Genomic DNA, 20,362 nt, shown 5'->3' with positions numbered 1-20,362 from the left:
CGTTTGTATAACAAAATAATTGTAAATAACACAGAGAAAACACGGAGTTTTTTAAATTAGCAATGTATTCTAATGTATGGGCAAAACCCTCTTGACAATTTTACTAATGTGCGCTGGGGTGTCAAGGGGAAATTTTTTCGTCTAAAGCTTTTTTAGCCAAGCGGGTTGCATAAACGGTGAGGGCGATCGTTGCTAGCAAACCAATGCCGTAGAGAGCCCACTCAGCAGCAGTGCGCGATCGCCCTTGCGATCCGAGGGCAGCCAAACTCCCAGCCAGGGAACCGATATAAACATACATGACTGTTCCGGGAATCATGCCGATCCAAGATGCGAAAAAATAGTCTTTGAGAGATACCTGCGTGACTCCAAAAGCATAGTTAAGCAAATTAAACGGAAAAATGGGAGAAAGCCGCGTTAAAAGCACAATTTTCCATCCTTCAGAGGCAACTGCGGAGTCGATCGCCTTAAATTTTTGATTGCCCTCTATCTGTTTGGAAACCCAGTCGCGAGTTAAATACCGCCCTACCAAAAAAGCGCAAGTTGCGCCTAAAACTGAGCCGATGGAAACACAAACCGAACCGCCAACGACTCCGAACAAAACGCCAGAACCGAGAGTCAGCAAAGAACCGGGGATAAATAGAACCGTTGCGACAATATAAATTAAAATAAAAGCTGCCGGGCCCCAAGGGCCGAGACTCGCGATCGACTCCAAGGCATTTTTCAGAATTCCTTGGAAGTTAAAAAACTTTGCCGCCACAATCAAAGCCACAGCTAAACCAATCCCTAAAATCAGCTTCCACCGGTTTGATGTTGGCGGATTTTCATCGGGCGATCGCGAATCATTCATTACCTAAACTCCCTACTCATTCATTGCATACACCGTAAGGTTTGTAGTTGCGCTTTAGCACTGCAAAACTCTGTAATAAAGCGCAACTTTTCCCTTCAATTAAATCAAGGTACCGCCGCAGCTAGAACCGCAACCTGCCGTACATCCATAACAATAAGCAGCAGTTTGCACCTCTTGAATCAAATCTAAACTGCCAGATTCGATCAATTTAGCAGCAGTTATCTTTTCGCCGCTGCCAGTTTTCGCCGGCAGATTTTCCATCTGGTTAAAATCGCAGTCGTAGACATTGCCCAAATAGTCGATCGACAATTCGTTACGGCACATTAAATGTTCCAGAGTACCGGGATTAAAATTATCCTCCAAAAACCCCAGATAAGGCTTGTGAAGTTTCTTATGTTCCAAATGAAACTTAGTCCGTCCCACCGGCAAATTAGTAATCGCGAACAATTGATTAAAACAAATCCCAAAATGTTCTGCTAAATAAACCTTGTAATCTTGCTCTAACTTGCCTTGTTCCGGTGTTAGCGAAAACTTGTCTGTTGTCGGCACTTGTGGATTGTACACCAAATCCAGAGTTAAATTTGGGTTTTTCCCGTATCCCAACTGATTTAGCTTTTGCAGCGCCCGAATCGAACTGTCAAAAACACCGTTGCCGCGCATTTTGTCCACATTGTCAGCTTGGTAGCAGGGAAGCGACGCCACAATTCTGAGTTGGTGCTGCGCGCAATATTCGGGAATATCTTCAAAACCTTTTTCAAAGTAAATCGTCAAATTAGAACGAACAATTACCTCTTTACCTGCCGCCCTGGCAGCTTCCGCTAGCGGTTTAAAACCGTCAAGCATTTCGGGAGCACCGCCGGTGAGGTCAACAGTTTGAATTTGAGGAAAGCGGCGAATGATTTCAATTAATTGGTCGCAAATTTCCGGGGAAAGTTCTTCTGTTCGTTTCGGGCTCGCTTCTACGTGGCAGTGAGTGCAAGCGAGGTTGCAGCGTTTGCCGAGATTTATTTGTAAAACTGTAATCTGCTTTTTAGTTAAAGCTGAGTTAATTTTGTTTTTGAAAGGCGTGACTGCTGTCTGAATCATGTGCTAACCTTTTGGTCTCTGCTCGCAACGAATGTAGAGGCGTTCCGGGGGAACGCCTCTCATAATTTAGCACTAATTTTTTGGATGCGACCGATCCAAATTTTAACGCGTCGCTACAAAGTTAATTGAAACTCACATCTTGCACCCTTATTGAAAACAGGCTTTCCGGCCTGTTCCACAGGAGAGGAATTTTGTTGTGGAACAGGCCGGAAAGCCTGTTCATAAAAGACTTATTGACAATACTGCAAGAGCTGAGTTAAAACCGACAAGGCAAGAATTCTAATTTTGACACTCATATTACTTTAGAGAGTGCACTAATTTCTCAACTCGTGCTTTAATTTCATCTCGAACGCGGTGAAAAGTTTCGATGGGTTGTCCGTCGGGATCGTCGAGTTGCCAATCTTCAAACACTTCTCGCAATACCCACGCTTCGGGTAAATTGACGCCGCAGCCACACAGAGAAATTACTGCATCGTAGTCTTCTGCATTGAATTCGTTTAATGGGTTGGATGTTTGATCGGTGATGTCAATGCCGATTTCTGACATGACTTGAATTGCTGTCGGATGAACTCTGCTTGATTCTAACCCGGAACTGGTGACTCCAATCTTGCCGGCTCCGATGGTTTTAGCGAATCCTTCTGCCATTTGCGATCGGCAGGAGTTTCTTTTGCAAACAAACATTACTTTTTTCATGGTGTTTGTTAATTGTTGGTTATTGGTTGTTGTGGGGGTTTCGGCGGTTTCTAAGCGCCCGGTAATTCAAGAGCCCGATTTGCTAGGGCGATCGCCTCTTTAGCGGCTTGTTCCTTGCGTTCGCTGTAGCGATCGGTCAAATAGTCGGCTTGCTCCCGCAACAGCAAGGTAAACTTGTACAGTTCCTCCATCACGTCGATCGCGCGATCGCGATAAGGCGAATCCTTCATCGTCCCATCTTCATTAAATTCCTGATAAGCCTTCGCCACCGAAGACTGATTCGGAATCGTAAACATCCGCATCCAGCGGCCCAAAATTCTCAAAGTATTGACCGCATTAAAAGATTGCGAACCGCCACTAACTTGCATCACCGCCAAAGTTCGGCCTTGAGTCGGTCTGACAGCCCCAATGCTTAAAGGAATCCAGTCAATTTGATTTTTCATAATGCCGGTAATATTGCCGTGCATTTCTGGACTCGACCACACTTGGCCCTCCGACCATAGGCTCAATTCCCGTAATTCTTGAACCTTCGGATGAGTATCGGGAACGCTGCCGTAAATCGGCAATTCAAGAGGATTAAAAAATTGAACTTCTGCACCGAAATCCTCGATAACTCTAGCAGATTCTTCCGCCAACAAGCGGCTGTAAGAACGCTCTCTTAAAGAGCCGTATAAAAACAAAATTCTCGGTTTGTGCGTAAAATTTGCCATAATGCTTTCACTTAAAATCCCGAAATCCGTTAGATATTTCCCGATAAACTGCGACTGCTATTTGTGCCCCCCAAATAGGAGCAACCCAGTAAACCCAGTGGTGTTCCCAAATGCCGCCAACTAAAGCCGGGCCGAGCGATCGTGCCGGGTTCATGCTGGCTCCGGTAATCGGCCCCATAAATGCAGCTTCTAACCCTACAGTTAACCCAATTGCTATCCCAGCAAAGCCGATGTGAGCGCGTCTATCTAATCCCGAACCGAGGATAACAAACATTAAGATAAAAGTCAAAACAGCTTCTAAAATTAGAGACTGCAACCAGTTACCGTTGAGAGGGATAGTTGCACCTAGATTTGCTACTTTTCCTAGGGTAATTAGCAGCACTTGAGAAGCTGCAATCGCACCCCCACACTGCGCTAAAACGTAAGGCAAAACTTTGTATTTTGGGAAAAAACCGCTCGCCCAAAACCCTAAAGTTACGGCTGGATTAAAGTGTGCGCCGCTGATGTGTCCTAGGGCGTAAATCATCGCAGTTACTACTGCACCAAATACAAAACTGATGCCTAAATGAGTTACGGAACCAGTGCTAGTTTTGTTAACCATCACCGCACCGGTGCCTGCAAAAACCAAAATAAATGTACCTAGAAATTCGGCGATCGCTTCTCGCCTGCAATCGGGCTGAGCACAAGCTAACCTATGACCTGTCGCATCCATCGCTCTAAACTAATTTGTTCCATCCCATCATATCAATAAAAATTGATATGTCAATCCTCAAACAAGCCATATCAGTATTTGAGTGATTAAGAAATGTTGATGGGTTAATCTGCGTCAGAACAAGGGCGCGCCGGCAGGATCTGGCTGAAGCGGCGGTATTCGGCGAGGTACTGTTCGAGGGCGACAAACTGAGCTAAATTGAGGCTGTAGTAAATCCAGCGACCTTCTTGGCGACTGCGGACTAAAGCTGCATCCTTCAAGGCTTTGAGGTGAAAAGAGAGTTTAGACTGGGGGACGTTGAGCCGATCGCACAAATCGCACACGCACAACTCCTGTTCCCGCAGCAACTCCAAAATCTGAAGCCGCAAAGGATCGGAAAGAGCGTGAAAGCCAGCAGCGATCGATTTATCTGCAACAGGAGGCGCGATCGGAGAATTTTTAACCATAAATTACCCTTAAAATTTTATTCAAAAACTCCCGGCGCGATTTCTTGTTTTTACCGTTAGATTCGATCGGGTTATCCTTTGATGACAATCCCAAATCAACAGCGAACTCTTTCTCTTCTAGGACTAACGATTAATTCTCTTACCGATGCAACGCCCAGTAAGCGCAGCCGCTGATTGCAGCAGCAATTGGCAAGGTCAAAATCCATGATAGTAGAATCTGATAGAAAACGCGCACATTAGCTTTTTTTGAAATCAATCCTACACCAAAGATTGAACCTACCGAAACATGGGTAGTAGAAACTGGAAGTCCATAGCGACTGGCAGCAATAACTAAAAATCCCGTCACTAAGTTTGCCACAAGTCCTTGACCCGTATTCATTACTGTAAGCTTTTTGCTCATTGTTTCGGCAACTTTTTTAGCATTCAATAAACCGCCGAGCGCCATTCCCAAAGCTACTGCTAAACTTCCCCACTGAACTGATATGGATTGACCGACTAACATGAGCGAAACAATTTTCGGAGTATCGTTCAATCCTCTGGCAAAACTGACGATTCCCGCACTCATAAAATGGCAAACATCCACTAACTTTTGGCTGGGAATTTGTAAAAAATTTCCCTGGTACCTTTGCGTGCATTTATCGAGAGAATCGACCGCGACATCAGCGGTCGTGATGCACCTCAGTATGTTAGTTGCATCCGGCTGGGGAATGGGAATAATCTGTTGAATTTGACCAGCGCAAATACACCATTCTTTCTGGATTCCCAAATAAACTCGCAGGTAGCGAGACAGCCCATAAATTAAAGCTGCTAATGGAATCGCAATCATGGGACTCAGCAACAAAGGCATTAGAAAAGTTTTCTGCAATGCTGTAAAATTAACTTCAGTAGCAATTGCTACTAAACCTGCACCGACAAGCGCACCTGTAAGACCGTGAGTTGTGGAAATAGGGAATCCAGTTAAGGTAGCAAGAATAACGGTTAAACCCGCAGCGATCGCGACTGCCAAATGAAAATCTGGGGCATTGGCGATCTCGTCTGGAACTAGCCCTTTTCCAGAAAAGCTTTTTACTAGCGTTTCTGCTAAAAAAATAGAAAATACTGAACCTGCAAAAGTTGTGATTGTTGCCCAACCAATTGCTGTTTTATAGTTCGTCGTCTGACTGCCAAACAGTGTCGCCACGCCTTTGAAATTATCATTAGCACCATTGCAGTATGCTAAAAAAAACGTGGCGAGAAATAGTGCAATAAGTAACATTCTCTTACTCAGAACAAGTGTGGTTTATTTAAAACTGTTTTTGGCCCCGACCGCGACAGCACCGAATTTGATTGTATAGACACAGTTGCATCAAATAAAATAATGAAAATATTAAGATTTCTTTGGAAGGCCAGCGATCGCATCTTAATTTCGCGCCAGCAACATGGACACGATATTGAACGATATTATAAATTAAGGCTCGGCGATCGCTTCCGGTACGCTCAACGCACCCATTCACTTAGGATTCTGTACCCTTGCCGGCACATCTGTCAGTCCCGCCTTCTGCATCAGCGAAATCACCCCTATAGATAGAATTCCCCCAATGATTACCCCAACAACTACCAGAATGAGAAAGACTTTTTGCAGAGTTTTTTTAGTGGCGGGGTGGTACTGTCTCGGCAATGCTTCACCTTGCTCGTCAACTTCTTGATCCAAGGGGTCTAGCGGATTGGAGGGATTTGAGTTAAAGGGATTGGGCGCTTGATTCATAGTTAGTGTGGGTTAAAGGAGATCGACAACTATTTTAACTTGCGATTTAGCCTCGCAGCTTAAATAATACATTCTGGTTTTACTGAATACTCTATAAATTTTATTAAGATTGCTAAAATACGGATTAACCCGGTTTATTGAATAAACCGGGTTTTTCAACATACTAAAAGTTTTATGTCACGCTTCTGCTTTTGACAAACGATCAAGAGAAATTGTTGCCGCCTTAGATACTTGAGAATTACTATCTTTTTCTAAGTATTTCAAAGCCGAAACGCTCTTAACACTCGGCAAATTGCCCAAAGCTTCAGCCAGCCTCTGGCGAATCAGCCAATCTTCCGACTGAGCAAAATTGAGGATGCGATCGATCGCCCCAATATCTTTAATTTCCCCCAAAGCCGAAATTGCCGCCTGCTGGATCACCACTTGCTCGCTGTCGAGAGCTTTCAGCAGCACATCGCGAGCCCGGGGATCTTTGAGATTTCCCAGAGAAACAGCAGCACTGAAGCGCACCAGCCATTGAGTATCTTCGTAAAAAGCCCGCACCAAAGCATCAAAAGCTCTGATATCTTCGAGATAGCCCAAAGCACCCGCAGCGTCAGCGCGAATGCCGTAATCCGGGTCAGTTTCTAGCAATTTGACTAGAATGGGATAGCACTCTGCTGTCGGTTTGACCCCGAGAGCAAACACAGCCATCGATCGCACCTGCAAACTTTCGTCGTTTAACACCTTTTTAATCAAAGGCACCGCCTCTGCAGCAGGCACATTCCGCAAGTTGGCCAAAGCCACCATTCGATCGGCTGAATTTTGACTTTCTAACTTGGCTGCAATTTGCTCTAAGCTTAAAGTTGTCATTATGGGTAAATCTTGTAGTAAAACTTTACATTCGGGTTATTTTGATTATAGGGGAGTCTCAGGGGAAAAGCAGGCAGTAAAAACCGCCCTGCGTATTTGAGATGAGTAAGATTGCGGATTAGTGAGACGATTAATCTAAAGTTCAGATTGCGTGGAAATAATCAATGAGAAAGTTTATTATTTAAATCCCAAGCACAGGCGAGGTGTTTCTGCCGTTCCCTAAGGCTTTGCCCGATAGTTAGCCGCCCTCTGACAACCTGCCATCCACTATGCCGTTTTACAACCCGCCTTTTTACTCCTCAGCCTTAGAACAAGCGATCGATCGCTACCCCCTCACTGCCGGGCCAGAAACTTCCTTAGCAGTGGCGATCGCCCTGATGAGTCAGTTGCAAAACAGTTGTCCCCTAGTCAAAACACCTGTACCCTCAGACCGGGGGGCGATAACCGAAACATCCGCGCCGGAAAAGGTGCGGGCCCGCTGCGTGTTCGTCGTGCAGAACCAGCAGACTATTACCACAGGCAACTTATCCGACAACCCCAGCCGCGGACTGTTAATCGGCATATTAACTCCCGCCGACCTAGTGAGGCTGATAGCTTCTGGCACAATAGACAACCAGCACAAAGTACCCCTGCACAAAATACCAATTTCCGAAGTGATGTCCCCGGTGTCGGTCTCCCTCACAGAATCCGATGACCAAGACGTGTTTACCGCTTTATCCTTATTTCGCCAGCACAAGATTCGCTATTTGCCGATCGTCAATCAATTTCGCCACTTGGTAGGAGTGCTGACGCGGGAAAGAATTCGCCAAGTATTGCAGCCTTCAAACATTCTCAAATTGCGGCGGGTAGCAGAATTGATGACTACGCCAATTACAGCACCCCACACCGCCTCGCTGCAGAGTATAACCGAACTGATGTCTGAGCATCAAGTCAGTTGCGTAGTCATCACAAAAAACAAAGAATTAACAATGGAGAAGCCCAAAGATGACTATACCTCCATTTTTCACTATTCCTTTCACCAACCCCTGGGAATTATTACCGAATACGACATCGTGCAGGCGCAGTTTCTCGAACTAAATTTCGAGCAAACCCCAGCTCAAAAAGTCATGAGAACTCCCCTGCAATTTCTTCAGCCTTCCGATTCCCTCTGGACGGCCCACAAAGAAATGCAGCAGCAACAAGTGCAGCGGTTGGTCGTGTGCGGGGGGCGCGGAGAACTGTTGGGAATTATTACTCAGACCAGCTTGCTCAGAGTCCTCGACCCCACCGAAATGTACCGAGTTGTCAAACAGTTGCAGCAGTCGGTTTATCAACTGCAAGCCGAAAAAGTGGAACTGTTGCAAAGCCGCAACGCCAAACTGGAACAGCAGGTGCGGGAACGGACTGCAAAACTCCACGAACAATTGCAGCGCGATCGGCTGTTAACTCACATTTCCTTGCGGATTCACCAATCCTTAAACCTCGAAGAAATTCTCAACGCCAGCGTCGATGAAGTCCGCCAAGTTTTGCAAGCTGACCGAGTAGCAATCCTGCATTTAGAGTCGAGCAATTACGGTATTGTAGTGGCAGAATCCGTTGCCGAAAATTGGCCTTCAATCTTGGGAGAAATCATGCCGGATAATATTTGGCAAGAATCTGCTTCCGTGATCGAACAGGAAATTTATGCGGTTCCGGATATCGACCAAGCCTGTTTGAGCGCCGAAAAATATGCCCGCTTCCAGCAAGCGCAAATCAAAGCTTATTTGATTGTACCAATTTTGCAAGACGGCAATTTGTGGGGGATGATGTGTGTTCATCAGTGTTCCCAATCCCGTCAGTGGCAACCTTCGGAAGTGGATTTGCTGCTGCAACTGGCAACTCAAATCGCGATCGCCATTCAGCAAGCCCAACTCTATCAGCAAGTCCAAAATCTCAACACCGACCTCGAACGCCAAGTCCAAGAACGCACCGCCGAATTGCAGCAAAAAGTTCACGAACTCCAGCATTTAAACGTCCTCAAAGATGAATTTCTCAGCACCGTTTCTCACGAACTGCGGACGCCTTTAGCTAATATAAAAATGGCTATTCATATGTTGAGAATTTCTCCCACACTAGATCGACGCCAGATTTATCTAGAAATTTTAGAAACAGAATGTACTAGAGAAACAGATTTGATTAATGCTTTGCTAGATTTGCAGCGACTCGAAGCCGCAACTTGTCCGATCGACCTCGAACCAGTAAACTTAGAAGTCTGGCTGCCTACTATTATCGACCCGTTTTACACCCGAGCCCACGACCGCCACCAAGATTTGCGAGTAGAGTGCGATCGCCACCTCCCCACGATCAGTTCCAACCGCGCTAGTTTGGGACGAATTTTAGCCGAGCTCCTCAACAATGCCTGCAAATATACTGCCAATGACGGCGAAATTTTTCTGAAAGTTGAGTGCAAAAACCGAGACGGGGAACAGGGAGGACAAAGGACAAATTCGCGACAAGCAAGTGCTGTGGCTTCAGAAATCCAATTTACACTCAGCAATCAATCGTCTATTTCTATAGAGGAATTGCCTCGAATTTTTGAGAAATTTTATCGAGTTCCCAACGCCGATCCTTGGAAACAAGGAGGCACAGGTTTGGGTTTAGCTTTGGTTCAAAAACTTGTCGAACAGTTGCAGGGAAAAATTGAGGTTGAAAGCCGGAATGGCTGGACTAATTTTACCGTCACATTTCCTACCAACCCGGATGGAAATTAGTCCGCCATCAGTCAATTTTAGATTTTAGATTTTAGATTTTAGATTTTAGACTTCGACCTAAGAGGTTCGCCGAGCGCGAGCGTCGAGTCGCGCTCAGTCGAACGATTTTAGATTTTCGATTTACTCCACAGACGCATCTGGGAGATTGAACAAGAGTCTAAAATTTTGGGAGTTTCATGATTCCTGTCGGGGGCTTGTGTCCTTTTTTTGGGTGTCAGCTTTTTTGGGTGTCACTCTTTTTTAGGAGCTAGTTTGCGGATATCAGACGGTGCTGGTGCCAAATTCAAATATTCATTTTTATCTTCAACAACTGAGGATTTGGATGCTGGATACTTCTTGCGTTTAGGGGCATGATTCGCAACTGTGCCCAAGCATGGTATGCCAAAATTTTCTAATTGACTGAAAACTTTTTGGACCACTGAAAAGGGAACCTGCTGAATTGCTACAACCATCAGTATGCCATCGGTGCGCGCAGCTAAAAAGTTCGTATCTTTACTGTCCGCCAGCGGCGGCGTATCGTAGATAACTAAGTCAAATTTTGCCTGAAGTTCTTCCATTAAATACTGCATCTGAGATGATGCCAGCCGTCTGGCAGTACCAGGACCTGGGAGACCGGCAGTTAATACAAAAAGATTATCTGCTAGATGCGATCGTTGGATAATTTCATTGGGTTCGTTTTTATTGTCGAGCAAGTTGCTCAATCCCTTGACATTAGGCAGTTCCAACAGCAAGTGCAGGCTGGGCGAATGCAAATTCGCGTCTACTAACAGCACTCGCTGACCCGCCAGAGCTGCCACGTGAGCTAAGTTTAAAGCAACGGTAGATTTGCCTTCGCCAACTGTAGCCGAACCAATTGCCAAAGAGCTAATCGTTCGATGTGAAGAAAGAAAGCGGATATTAGTATAAAGAGAGTCAAAAGCTTCTATAAATTCCGCAGCATTTTTCTTATTACCCTCTTTTCCTTCAAGATAAGCATAGGCATTAGCAATAGAAGGCTGCAATTTTCTAGCATTTTTGTCAAAAGGAATTGCTCCCAATAAAGGGGCTTCAACCCCATCTTTAACGTCATCAGCACAGTAGAAAATATTGCGGAACTTTTCAATTAGGATAGCAGATCCCAGACCCAAAACTAGCGCCCCAACAACTGCCATCATCAATGTATTTTTAGCTTTCGATGCAACTGGAAGCAGGTTGCCCTTAGCATCTCGCGGTATCCGGGGCTCAGAAATTATTTCCCAAGGTACTTGGCTTTGAGCTGCTTGGACGCGCAGAGTTTCCCGCTGGCTTAAAAGTTGATCGCGGGTGCGGGCGGCTACTTCTAATTGCTGTTGCAGTTCGTTGTAGCGGCGGGCTATGGTGGGGAATTCTGTTGCTTGCCTGTTTAAATTCTTTTTAGTTTGGCTGATTGCCTGAAGGCGAGCTTCTAAGACTTCAACTTGGTTAGCAGTATCAACCAATTGTTTAATCAAGCCTATGCGAATAGAATTTTGAAAATTCTGAACTTTAGAATTGGCTTGGGGGCCTACTAAATTTTGCCCCAAAATTCTATCAGTTTGCTGGTTGAGCAAAGCTACTAAATTTGCCCGCTTGCGCTCTAAAGCTTCCACTATAGGGTTAGCAGATTTAAAACGAGCTGTTTCTACAGCAATCTGACCTTCTACTTCCTTAACCTTGGTCAGCAACTCTTTATATTGAGGTTCTTCGCTTAAAGCGGAAGCGGCAATAGCTTCATTTGGTGTAAAATCTAATTGTTTTTGCAAGTTAGCGTACAGCGTTTTTTGTTCTTGCAGTAGCCTTTGAGTTTCTAACTCTAAAGTTTCTACGGTACGAACTTGCCCCATTAATTGCACGCCTTGTTCTTGAGGATTGGTAATCTTTTGCTGCTCCTGTATCACCTGTAACTGCGATTTCAGCTTGTTTACGCGCTCATTGAGTCCCGGAAGCTGGTCTTCAATAAAAATAACACCTTCACCAATGCGAGTCTTGCGTTCCTCAAGACTGTACTTTAAATATTTCTTTTTAGTTTCTTGTAAAACGAACTCAACTAATTTAGGATCACTCCCCATGAAGCGAACTTCCAAAATTTTAGTCATCGTCATCTCATTTTCTCCCACCCGCAAAACGACTAATTTTTTTTGAAGAATTTCCTCGGTAACTTCTGGATATCGTTTTTGGACTTGTTTAACAATAGCCGACAGCATCTGAGGACTCTGGAGAATTTGAAGTTGAGTGGCGTAATCCAAACTAAAAAAATCTCGATTAGGCACTCCCCCCCCCTCGCTGCGATTGGCTAGGGCAGAGGGATCAGCAATTCTTGCCTCCGTTGTCACGGGTTCCACTAGCATCCGAAAATCGCCTTGATATGTTTTCTTGCCTCCCTTGAGCTGATAAGCAACTCCACCGCTTACTATACCTATAATCCCAATAATGATTAGGGCTTGTCGCTGAAAAGTCCTCAACAACGGCTTTAGATTCAATCCTTTCTGAGGCTGCGCGCTTAACTCTTCTCCCTCGTCAACGGAAAATTGCTGCACCTGTCTGCTCTGGCTGCTAATGGGTACGATATGAGCGTCCTGTTCTCTTTCCATGTTGACCTCTTGGATATTTTGTTGGTAAAATCAGCTTTCTTCTGCGAGCCTTCGGGTTGATACTTTGAGCATTGGCTTAAGGATATCACACGAAATTATTGGTTGGTCGAGCCCACTTCCTTCTAATAGTTCTCACTACTTTCACATAGTATACAAAAATAACTAAATCCCTATGCTATGCCGGCGGCAAAAGTTCTTTTACGACTGCTGGAGATTTATATCAGACTGCATTTGGGTCGGCTACGTTGTGCTTGTATTTAGGGTTTCCGGGCGACGAAGCCAACTTTTTCAGGTGTTGCTCAGCTTCGCGACAGGGGGTTCAATAACTTTACCAAACTTTTACAATTGACCGTAACACCTCAGCCGCCGCTTGCGCTGGTATTGGTTTGTCCTCTATGCCATTTTTCGGTTCGGAGTCCACGGCAGAAGCACTTGTTAACTTACGCGCTAACTGACGGGCTAAAAAGTTTTGCATTTCCCATGTAGAGATAATTAGCCACATTCAGCAGATTTTTTGGAACGGCAACTAATCAAATCAATTTCCGAGAAAAATCTGTTTCTTCTTTATAATTATAAACTTTTTGAGGAGCTGGATGACTGATTAAGTGTATATAATTAACTAACCGTGGCAATTATATCACAAACTCATCTCTATAGTGCGCTACAGACATAAAATTTAATAATTTGTGTTCTCAAGCTCGATCGACATCTCGAACAACTCAAGCCTTGTGGGTTTTTCTACCGGGGCGGATGGCGCTGCGCGATTTATGTATCTTCGTAAAAAAACTAGGTTTCTGCGTTCCAGGACTCTTACTACAACGATCGCTTTTATTGGCCCTCCGAGCAAGCTATAGCAATCCTTTCAATAAACGCGCAACTGGCTTTTATGGAAACTAACCGATGCAATAAGAAGATGACACATTGTCCAACAAAAAAAAGAGTTCGCACAGGATGGGAGGATTGCTATTGATCTCGCTCGGATTCTCTCTTGGGAGTTGTTATTTTTCGATTTTACTAATTACCAACAACTCGTTATTAGGGGTTACTGATTTTGTGCTTTTTTTTCTCGAAGTTTCAACAATATTTCTGCATGAACTTCGCGGGTTATAGGATAAAAATATGTAAGAATCATGCCAGCAATTAAAGCAATTGTGGGCAGCGGCCCGATCGCAACTCGAATCGCAAACAGTGCAGAATCTGGCTGTACGGGTGCCGGCTGTCCCGGAACTGTAGATAGAAATCCAGCTCTTTCTAACGCTTGGCCTACCAACCACAAACCCACTGCTAATCCGATTTTTTGCAGCAGTACCATAAACGAATAGAAAACGCCTTCGCGTCTTTCTCCTGTTTGCAGTTCATCGAGTTCGATCACATCCGGTATCATCGACCAAGGTATTAGATAAGCCGTGGAAACTCCGACACCAGCCATGACTGCTAATACGTACATTTGCAATACTTGTCCTGGTTGGAGGAAAAACAGTCCAGCTTGGGCAATAATCCACAAACTCATGCCCATAAAATATACGGCTTTTTTGCCGTATCTCTCGCTGACTTTACTCCAAACAAATAGCATGATTAATGCAGTGCCTTGAACTGCGATCGCAACCAAGCTAAAAACGTACTGTGGCTGTTGCATCCAGTTAACAACAAAGTAGGGAATAATAGTAGCAGTCAACTGCACTCCCAGCCAAGAAAAAAGATAAATTCCAATTACGTACAAAAAAGGGCGATTGCTAAATGCAATCTGCAACTGTTCTTTCAGTGGCAAGGATGTAGAATTATCTAGTTCGGCGTTTTCTAATAGTTGGGCTGCGACGTGCTTGCGAGTTCCCAAAACGCACCAGTACAAAGGCAAGACAGAGATAACTGCACAGACTGCACCTAATACTAAATATTGTTGATTCGGGTTCTTTTCAAAGACAGCAAAGATAATTAGAGCTAAGATTAATGAAAAGATGCTGCCGCCAATTGAGAAAGCAAACCGAAAACTATTAAGGCTAGTGCGTTCGTTGTAGTCTTGAGTAAGTTCTGGAGTCAGGGCAGTGTAGGGAAGATTGACAGCCGTGTAGGCGGTGTTGAACAAAATGCTGATTCCAACATAGTACCAAAATAACACTGTGTGATCCGTGCTAGGTACAATCCACTGCAATAAGAAGAATATGCCGAAGGGAATGCCACCATATATTATCCAAGGATATCGGCGGCCCCAAGGGTGAGAAGTGCGATCGCTCAAAACCCCCACAATCGGGTCGTTTATCGCATCCCAAACCTTGCTTATCACCAAAATATTGCTGGCTAAGCCGGCAGGTAAACCAGCGACATTGGTAAAGAAAACTAGCAGGTAAAATGCCAAAACATTAGCGGTAATTGCCGGGCCGAGGTCGCCGGCACCGTAAGCTAATTTTGTTGAGAAACTGAGTTTTTTTGTTGCGGGATTGTTGGCTGCTGGTTGAGGCGGGGAAGTGTTGCTCATAAACTTTGATTTCGGGATGTTTTTGTAGTCACAGTCTTTCCAGTAGGAGTATAACTCACGCTACGCCCTAATACTAAGTTTTTTGTAGCGATCGGGACAACCCTGAAGATTTGGTAATTGATAATTGGGTAATTGGTAATTGATAGGTTGGTGGGGGCAGGTTTACGAGATGATTGGTCTTAGGCAATTATTCTTGGTAAAACCTGCCGTACTTAAGGAAATAGTTGCGAAATCTGAACTTCTATTTCTGGAAATGCCAGCATTGACAAAATATCATCTTCATTAAATACTGTTTCTTGTCGGTAATTTGCCTCGCCCGGTTCGCGAAAAACATAAACTTGCCGCGTGTTAACATCAAGTATCCAATAATCAGTAATTCCCGCCTTAGCGTAAGCCGGTGCTTTTCGCTTGCGGTCTGTTTCTAAGGTGGTATCAGCTATTTCTACTAATAAGAAAATGTTGGCGGGTGCGGGATGAAAATCTTGGTACAGCCGAGGGTCGATTTGCACTACAGCAATATCCGGTTCTGGTTCTGAATTATAACTTAGAGCGATCGGGTCTTGGATGCGAATTAAAGCACGTCCTGCCAGCAGATTTCTGAGATAGTCGGCTGCACAGAGATTAGTTGCTGCGTGGGGAGGATTTTTTGCACTCATTGAAATAATTTGCCCGTCAATTAATTCGACTCGTTCATCGGGATTGAGAATGCCTGTTTCGGTCATGCGGCGATATTCCTCTACAGTCCACAAGCGTAAATCTGTTACAGTCATGGCACAATTTCCTTGGGCGATATTATCTATTATCGATTCACATTCTAGTTTTTCTTAAATTACTCGGTCAACAATCTAGATTTTGTTGTAATTGCTCCCACACACCACAAAATGGCATTGACAATCTCCGATCGCTGAATATCTTCGGCGTCTAAAAAACTTGCAAACTCTTCCTCAATATTCAAATGGTCTGCAAAATCATAAAGTATGCGCTTGTATTCAGTTGGCATCGGTATTAAAGTAGCTTTCACTAAATCGAAAAGCGTGTTCAAACAGTTGAGGATAGTAGCTGACTCATCAAAATCTTCGGCATCGAGCAAGTACAGCGTTTCTGCAATGTCGCAAATAGCGTCTATTTGTGTGGGTGGCTTTCCCAGTTCACTGACATCGATATTGCACAATTGGAGAGCGTTAATCGCTAGTTCTGGACGGGTAAAAAATACAAGTTGACCGCCGGCTACTAAGGGCGGCTCTTGTTCTCCATAGACAATTAGAGTATATAGATTTGGTGTTTCGGTGCTGGGGTCGATGCGGAAACCGAACAGCCACAACAATTTTTCTGTATTTGGGTTCGCTGTTTGCAGTGTTGTTGCAAAATTTTTTGGTTCTGACATGAATTTTTAATCCCTATAATACGCTCTTAAACCCCGTTTCTACGCAAAATCTGGGTTTTAGTAATAATAAATCTACATAGCAACCGGGTTTATAAGGCAAGAGTGCGTAATCTTTTTCCTATAAATTTTGCTGGATTATGTCGCAGCATTCGGCAACAGTTGCTCTTTCTTCCATTGCTGCTACTAGGGCTTCGTAAGCTGATTGGTGGCTTTCGAGCAGGTTTTTTGCTCGCAGCAAACCCCAGTTTTGTTTAAGTTGAATCTCGGAACTGGGACGGCGCAGTTGTGTTAAAATTGCGCTAATTTTTGTACGGTCTTCTGCTCCTCCTTGTGCGCTGCCGTAAACAAATTTTTCGGCGACTATTCCGGCCATCCACACGGTACAATATTGGTCTAAAAGTTGGGCAGAAAGAGTGCCACTTTGGAGTTGAGATGCTAATTGTTCGTCTTCAAATCGGACGCCGCCTTGGGCTGTTTGACCTTGTTTAAATGCTTCCCAAGCGTTGAGGGCGTAGCTGGTTACTGGAATTCCTAAAAGGTGGGCAACTAGGAAGTGTCCGGCTTCGTGGTGAAGGATTCGATCGCGCTTTTGTTTGGAAGTTCCTCCCAGCCAATCTAATAAAATGGTACCGCCTTGACCTTGCCACTGGAAACTGTCTAGGGTGGCTAGCCCCAACAGGCAAAAAGTGGCGATCGCAGGTACGGCTTCTGGCAAGTTGAATAGAGGCCCCAACAATATTGAAACGGTGATGGCAAAGATAGAAATAGCGATAATATTCAAAGAAGTGTCTTTCATAATGGCGAATGGGTAACTGGGAATTGGTAATGGGTAATTTGTAATAGGGAATTGGTAATGGGAATGGGTTTTAGAGGTAAACTCAGGTACGATCGCGCGATCGGTTTGGCAGCGTCGGGTCGATCGCAGCAGCCGGGACTTCCGACAAAAACACCACCTTCCAGTTTGACTGAAAATTGCCCCTCCGAAGCCACCGATATTAAAAAGATATTAAAATAAATCAAAGTCCAGTAAAAGTGTTAGTGGAATCCTTCATGTCAGTTTTGGCAGCGATCGCAGTTTTAGGTATCTTGATTGTCGTTCACGAACTCGGCCACTTCCTGGCGGCGAGACTTCAGCACATCCACGTCAACCGCTTCTCCATCGGTTTCGGGCCCATCCTCTGGAAGTACCAAGGCCCGGAAACAGAATACGCCCTCCGCGCCTTTCCCCTGGGAGGTTTTGTGGGTTTCCCGGACGACGATCCCGACAGTACAATTCCCCCAAATGACCCGAATTTGCTCAAAAATCGCCCCGTGATCGATCGGGCGATCGTCATTAGCGCAGGGGTAATTGCCAACTTAATTTTTGCTTACTTCCTGTTGGTGGTGCAACTGGGTACTGTCGGCGCGGCAGAAATGAACTACCTACCGGGAGTTAAAGTCCCGGAAGTCGCCGCAGAAGTCAGTTCTGCCGCGAAACAAGCGGGAATTCGATCGGGCGACGTTGTTCTGTCTGTTGACGGCAAGGAATTGGGCGCTTCCCGCGAAGCAATCAAATTATTGGTCACAGAAATCCAAAATCATCCCAACCAACCCCTAGCGTTGGAAATTCAGCGCCAAGAACAAAAATTTGTGGTGACAGTAACTCCTGAAGAGTCGCCCGACGGCAAAGGTCGCATTGGCGTACAGCTAACTTCTAACGGCACTGTGGTGCGGCAGAGGGCCGGATTTGTAGAGGCGTTTAGCAAGGCCGCCAAAGAATTTGAGCGGATTGTGGTGCTGACGGTTCAAGGTTTCGGGCAGTTACTTAGCAATTTCAGCCAGACTGCCGACAAGTTGTCCGGGCCTGTGGCGATTGTGGCGATTGGTGCAGGGATTGCCAAATCGGATGCTGCGAGTTTGTTTCAGTATGCGGTGTTAATTAGCGTCAATTTGGCTGTGATTAATATCTTGCCTTTACCTGCTTTGGACGGCGGTCAGCTAGCTTTTCTGTTAATAGAAGGACTGCGGGGCAAGCCTCTGCCGAACCGCATTCAGGAAAATGTCATGCAGACTGGTTTGGTGTTGTTGCTGGGTTTGGGAATTTTCTTGATTATTCGGGATACAGCTAATTTGGCTGGGTTCGATTTCATGGGCAATCTTCGGCAACAATAGTCAGTAGTCAGTAGTCAGTAGTCAGTAGTCAGTAGTCAGTAGTTGGTTGTTATTGGTTATTGATTATTGATTATTGATTATTTGTTGGTTGCCACTAATAACCAAGAAGATTAGTCAACAGTTAAAAATTAACAGTTATTAGTCATTAGAATACTTTTGACTAATGACTAATATTCGGTAATTAAATTTAGAAAAAAAAGCAATGATAACACAAATGCAATCTCCCGAGAAATCAAAAATAGTCTACCCAGATGACAACGGAGAACCCATGTCAGATAATACCGAACAGTTTCGATTAATCGTCTGGATTAAAGAAAATTTAGAACTTTTATTTGCGAGTGTTGCTGATGTTTTTGTGGCGGGTAACTTACTGTGGTATCCAGTAGAAGGAAATAATAAACTTGCTCAAGCACCAGATGTGATGGTAGCCTTTGGCAGACCGAAAAGATATCGAGGTTCTTACCAACAGTGGAACGAAGATAACATTCCGCCGCAAGTCGTGTTTGAAATTTTGTCCCCTGGCAACCGTCTAACTCCGATGATTCAAAAATTCAAATTTTACGAACGCTACGGCGTGGAAGAATATTACTTGTACAACCCTGAACAAGTGGATTTAACTATATGGCAGCGTCGAGACCAAGAATTAGAAGCTGTAGAATCGGCGGACTGTTGGGTAAGTCCCCGACTAGGAGTGCGCTTTCAACTATCAGAAACCGCACTAGAAATATTCGGACCTAACGGAGCGCCATTTGTAAGTTTTGTGGAACTCGCTCAACTGCGAGAGCAAGCAGAATTAAGAGCCCAACAAGAACAGCAAAGGGCAGAACAAGAACGCCAAAGAGCCGAACAAGCAGAAACTTTGCTGGAACAAGAAAGAGCGCGCTCGGAAGCTTTAGAAGCTCGACTCCGCGAAATGGGAATCGACCCCAATATTTTTTAAATCACTAATGGCTAATGACTAATGGCTAATGACTAATGACTAATGACTAATGACTAAAAAGTTAAGTTTAAAACAACGATCGCTCGAAATTCTGATTCGCCTCAAACGCCTCTATCCAGAAGCTCCTTGCACTCTCAACTACGAAACTCCCGTGCAGTTGCTGGTGGCGACGATTCTCTCGGCTCAGTGTACGGACGATCGAGTAAATTTGGTAACGCCGGCTTTGTTTGAGCGTTTTCCCGATGCGGTGGCTTTGGCAAATGCTGATATAGAAGAACTCGAAAGTCTTGTGCGATCGACTGGTTTCTACCGCAATAAGTCTAAAAATATTAAAGGTGCTTGTCAGGCGATCGTCAATAAATTTAACAATCAAGTGCCGCAGCGGATGGAACTGCTGCTAGAATTGCCCGGAGTTGCCCGCAAAACGGCTAATGTCGTTCTCGCCCACGCTTTTGGTATTAATATGGGCGTGACCGTAGACACTCACGTCAAACGTTTGACTCAGCGGTTGGGATTGACCGAACATACCGATCCTACAAGGATCGAGCGGGATTTGATGATATTGTTGCCGCAGCCGGATTGGGAAAATTGGTCGATTCGGTTGGTTTATCACGGCAGGGCAGTTTGTAATGCGAGAAATCCGGTTTGCAATATTTGCGAACTTGCAGATTTGTGTCCTTCTGCTAATATTACGCACGGGTGCATCAGTGCCGAGGCTAGCAACTAGCATTAAGGTGTAGAATCTGACGCACATTACAATTGCTGAAATGAAGAGTTTATAAATGAACTCGACCGGTAGATCGTTTTTTGAGTTTGCTATAATTATTGTCAACAGCTTAATGCTAAGGAAGTAAGTATATGAGTATTGCGATTTCCCTCAGTCCAGAAATAGAGGCACTAATTCGTGAAAAAGCAGATAGGGAAGGACAAGATAAGCTGCTACGCAGCTAAACCGGATAAAATAGCATTGCCTTTATTTTTGATTTTTCGATCCCATTTAATAACCA

Annotated in this window: 20 protein-coding genes; 5 read left to right on the top strand and 15 right to left on the bottom strand. The window is 44.7% G+C overall.

What is annotated here, in order from left to right:
- Positions 1-121 precede the first annotated feature (121 nt).
- The 9 genes from QUA04_RS08205 to QUA04_RS08165 all read right to left on the bottom strand — a co-directional run bounded on the left by QUA04_RS08205 (position 122) and on the right by QUA04_RS08165 (position 7,090).
- A complete protein-coding gene (locus QUA04_RS08205) occupies positions 122-847 on the bottom strand; it encodes a TVP38/TMEM64 family protein (protein ID WP_333255562.1) in 726 nt (241 codons plus the stop codon).
- Between the two features lie 99 nt (positions 848-946).
- Positions 947-1,933, bottom strand: a complete 987-nt coding sequence (gene arsS / locus QUA04_RS08200) for an arsenosugar biosynthesis radical SAM (seleno)protein ArsS (protein WP_333255560.1) — start codon at positions 1,931-1,933, stop codon at positions 947-949.
- Between the two features lie 297 nt (positions 1,934-2,230).
- Complete coding sequence (gene arsC / locus QUA04_RS08195) at positions 2,231-2,626, bottom strand: arsenate reductase, glutathione/glutaredoxin type (protein ID WP_333255558.1); 396 nt, start codon at positions 2,624-2,626, stop codon at positions 2,231-2,233.
- A 50-nt stretch (positions 2,627-2,676) separates the two neighbouring features.
- Positions 2,677-3,336: an arsenical resistance protein ArsH gene (gene arsH, locus QUA04_RS08190; protein ID WP_333255556.1), complete on the bottom strand. Its 660-nt coding sequence runs from the start codon at positions 3,334-3,336 to the stop codon at positions 2,677-2,679.
- 7 nt (positions 3,337-3,343) lie between these two features.
- Entirely contained in the window at positions 3,344-4,048 is a 705-nt protein-coding gene (locus QUA04_RS08185; protein WP_333255554.1) for an MIP/aquaporin family protein, read from the bottom strand.
- A gap of 104 nt (positions 4,049-4,152) precedes the next feature.
- Positions 4,153-4,494, bottom strand: coding sequence for a metalloregulator ArsR/SmtB family transcription factor (locus QUA04_RS08180; RefSeq protein WP_333255552.1), 342 nt, complete (start codon positions 4,492-4,494; stop codon positions 4,153-4,155).
- 139 nt (positions 4,495-4,633) lie between these two features.
- Positions 4,634-5,749, bottom strand: a complete 1,116-nt coding sequence (locus tag QUA04_RS08175) for an inorganic phosphate transporter (RefSeq protein WP_333255550.1) — start codon at positions 5,747-5,749, stop codon at positions 4,634-4,636.
- A gap of 234 nt (positions 5,750-5,983) precedes the next feature.
- The gene (locus QUA04_RS08170; RefSeq protein ID WP_333255548.1) at positions 5,984-6,238 is read right to left on the bottom strand and encodes a hypothetical protein; all 255 of its coding nucleotides are present in this window, start codon (positions 6,236-6,238) and stop codon (positions 5,984-5,986) included.
- 177 nt (positions 6,239-6,415) lie between these two features.
- Complete coding sequence (locus tag QUA04_RS08165) at positions 6,416-7,090, bottom strand: HEAT repeat domain-containing protein (protein WP_333062888.1); 675 nt, start codon at positions 7,088-7,090, stop codon at positions 6,416-6,418.
- Positions 7,091-7,359: 269 nt separating this feature from the next.
- Here QUA04_RS08165 and QUA04_RS08160 point away from each other — a divergent pair, with 269 nt between their 5' ends.
- A complete protein-coding gene (locus QUA04_RS08160) occupies positions 7,360-9,819 on the top strand; it encodes a CBS domain-containing protein (RefSeq protein WP_333255546.1) in 2,460 nt (819 codons plus the stop codon).
- Between the two features lie 230 nt (positions 9,820-10,049).
- On the opposite strand, the gene QUA04_RS08155 is transcribed toward QUA04_RS08160, so the two are convergent.
- From QUA04_RS08155 to QUA04_RS08130, 6 genes are all read right to left on the bottom strand, one after another.
- Positions 10,050-12,407 (bottom strand): polysaccharide biosynthesis tyrosine autokinase, encoded by a 2,358-nt coding sequence (locus tag QUA04_RS08155; RefSeq protein WP_333255544.1) that lies wholly within the window; start codon positions 12,405-12,407, stop codon positions 10,050-10,052.
- Between the two features lie 328 nt (positions 12,408-12,735).
- Complete coding sequence (locus QUA04_RS08150) at positions 12,736-12,909, bottom strand: hypothetical protein (RefSeq protein ID WP_333255542.1); 174 nt, start codon at positions 12,907-12,909, stop codon at positions 12,736-12,738.
- A 540-nt stretch (positions 12,910-13,449) separates the two neighbouring features.
- Positions 13,450-14,880 carry an MFS transporter gene (locus tag QUA04_RS08145; RefSeq protein WP_333255540.1) on the bottom strand — a complete coding sequence of 477 codons (1,431 nt, stop codon included), beginning with the start codon at positions 14,878-14,880 and terminating at the stop codon, positions 13,450-13,452.
- A gap of 212 nt (positions 14,881-15,092) precedes the next feature.
- Positions 15,093-15,650 (bottom strand): Uma2 family endonuclease, encoded by a 558-nt coding sequence (locus QUA04_RS08140; protein WP_333255538.1) that lies wholly within the window; start codon positions 15,648-15,650, stop codon positions 15,093-15,095.
- A gap of 59 nt (positions 15,651-15,709) precedes the next feature.
- A complete protein-coding gene (locus tag QUA04_RS08135) occupies positions 15,710-16,264 on the bottom strand; it encodes a hypothetical protein (RefSeq protein WP_333255536.1) in 555 nt (184 codons plus the stop codon).
- Positions 16,265-16,382: 118 nt separating this feature from the next.
- Complete coding sequence (locus QUA04_RS08130) at positions 16,383-17,060, bottom strand: ATP-dependent Zn protease (RefSeq protein ID WP_333255534.1); 678 nt, start codon at positions 17,058-17,060, stop codon at positions 16,383-16,385.
- Positions 17,061-17,117: 57 nt separating this feature from the next.
- Between QUA04_RS08130 and QUA04_RS08125 the strand changes: the two genes are divergently transcribed.
- From QUA04_RS08125 to nth, 4 genes are all read left to right on the top strand, one after another.
- Positions 17,118-17,279 carry a hypothetical protein gene (locus QUA04_RS08125; protein WP_333096380.1) on the top strand — a complete coding sequence of 54 codons (162 nt, stop codon included), beginning with the start codon at positions 17,118-17,120 and terminating at the stop codon, positions 17,277-17,279.
- 35 nt (positions 17,280-17,314) lie between these two features.
- Positions 17,315-18,415: an RIP metalloprotease RseP gene (gene rseP, locus QUA04_RS08120; RefSeq protein WP_333255532.1), complete on the top strand. Its 1,101-nt coding sequence runs from the start codon at positions 17,315-17,317 to the stop codon at positions 18,413-18,415.
- A gap of 202 nt (positions 18,416-18,617) precedes the next feature.
- Complete coding sequence (locus QUA04_RS08115; RefSeq protein WP_333255530.1) at positions 18,618-19,355, top strand: Uma2 family endonuclease; 738 nt, start codon at positions 18,618-18,620, stop codon at positions 19,353-19,355.
- A 49-nt stretch (positions 19,356-19,404) separates the two neighbouring features.
- Positions 19,405-20,082, top strand: coding sequence for an endonuclease III (gene nth / locus QUA04_RS08110; protein ID WP_333255528.1), 678 nt, complete (start codon positions 19,405-19,407; stop codon positions 20,080-20,082).
- Positions 20,083-20,362 lie beyond the last annotated feature (280 nt).

The sequence above is a fragment of the Microcoleus sp. S13_C5 genome (genome assembly GCF_036700845.1).
Lineage (GTDB): Bacteria > Cyanobacteriota > Cyanobacteriia > Cyanobacteriales > Microcoleaceae > Microcoleus.
This window is presented reverse-complemented; position numbering and strand designations above follow the sequence as displayed.

Excerpts from the sequence above, each read along its gene's own strand:
- QUA04_RS08205 (WP_333255562.1), bottom strand. The coding sequence starts at position 847 with ATGAATGATTCGCGATCGCCCGATGAAAATCCGCCAACATCAAACCGG.
- arsS (WP_333255560.1), bottom strand. The coding sequence starts at position 1,933 with ATGATTCAGACAGCAGTCACGCCTTTCAAAAACAAAATTAACTCAGCT.
- arsC (WP_333255558.1), bottom strand. The coding sequence starts at position 2,626 with ATGAAAAAAGTAATGTTTGTTTGCAAAAGAAACTCCTGCCGATCGCAA.
- arsH (WP_333255556.1), bottom strand. The coding sequence starts at position 3,336 with ATGGCAAATTTTACGCACAAACCGAGAATTTTGTTTTTATACGGCTCT.
- QUA04_RS08185 (WP_333255554.1), bottom strand. The coding sequence starts at position 4,048 with ATGGATGCGACAGGTCATAGGTTAGCTTGTGCTCAGCCCGATTGCAGG.
- QUA04_RS08180 (WP_333255552.1), bottom strand. The coding sequence starts at position 4,494 with ATGGTTAAAAATTCTCCGATCGCGCCTCCTGTTGCAGATAAATCGATC.
- QUA04_RS08175 (WP_333255550.1), bottom strand. The coding sequence starts at position 5,749 with ATGTTACTTATTGCACTATTTCTCGCCACGTTTTTTTTAGCATACTGC.
- QUA04_RS08170 (WP_333255548.1), bottom strand. The coding sequence starts at position 6,238 with ATGAATCAAGCGCCCAATCCCTTTAACTCAAATCCCTCCAATCCGCTA.
- QUA04_RS08165 (WP_333062888.1), bottom strand. The coding sequence starts at position 7,090 with ATGACAACTTTAAGCTTAGAGCAAATTGCAGCCAAGTTAGAAAGTCAA.
- QUA04_RS08160 (WP_333255546.1), top strand. The coding sequence starts at position 7,360 with ATGCCGTTTTACAACCCGCCTTTTTACTCCTCAGCCTTAGAACAAGCG.
- QUA04_RS08155 (WP_333255544.1), bottom strand. The coding sequence starts at position 12,407 with ATGGAAAGAGAACAGGACGCTCATATCGTACCCATTAGCAGCCAGAGC.
- QUA04_RS08150 (WP_333255542.1), bottom strand. The coding sequence starts at position 12,909 with ATGTGGCTAATTATCTCTACATGGGAAATGCAAAACTTTTTAGCCCGT.
- QUA04_RS08145 (WP_333255540.1), bottom strand. The coding sequence starts at position 14,880 with ATGAGCAACACTTCCCCGCCTCAACCAGCAGCCAACAATCCCGCAACA.
- QUA04_RS08140 (WP_333255538.1), bottom strand. The coding sequence starts at position 15,650 with ATGACTGTAACAGATTTACGCTTGTGGACTGTAGAGGAATATCGCCGC.
- QUA04_RS08135 (WP_333255536.1), bottom strand. The coding sequence starts at position 16,264 with ATGTCAGAACCAAAAAATTTTGCAACAACACTGCAAACAGCGAACCCA.
- QUA04_RS08130 (WP_333255534.1), bottom strand. The coding sequence starts at position 17,060 with ATGAAAGACACTTCTTTGAATATTATCGCTATTTCTATCTTTGCCATC.
- QUA04_RS08125 (WP_333096380.1), top strand. The coding sequence starts at position 17,118 with ATGGGAATGGGTTTTAGAGGTAAACTCAGGTACGATCGCGCGATCGGT.
- rseP (WP_333255532.1), top strand. The coding sequence starts at position 17,315 with ATGTCAGTTTTGGCAGCGATCGCAGTTTTAGGTATCTTGATTGTCGTT.
- QUA04_RS08115 (WP_333255530.1), top strand. The coding sequence starts at position 18,618 with ATGATAACACAAATGCAATCTCCCGAGAAATCAAAAATAGTCTACCCA.
- nth (WP_333255528.1), top strand. The coding sequence starts at position 19,405 with ATGACTAAAAAGTTAAGTTTAAAACAACGATCGCTCGAAATTCTGATT.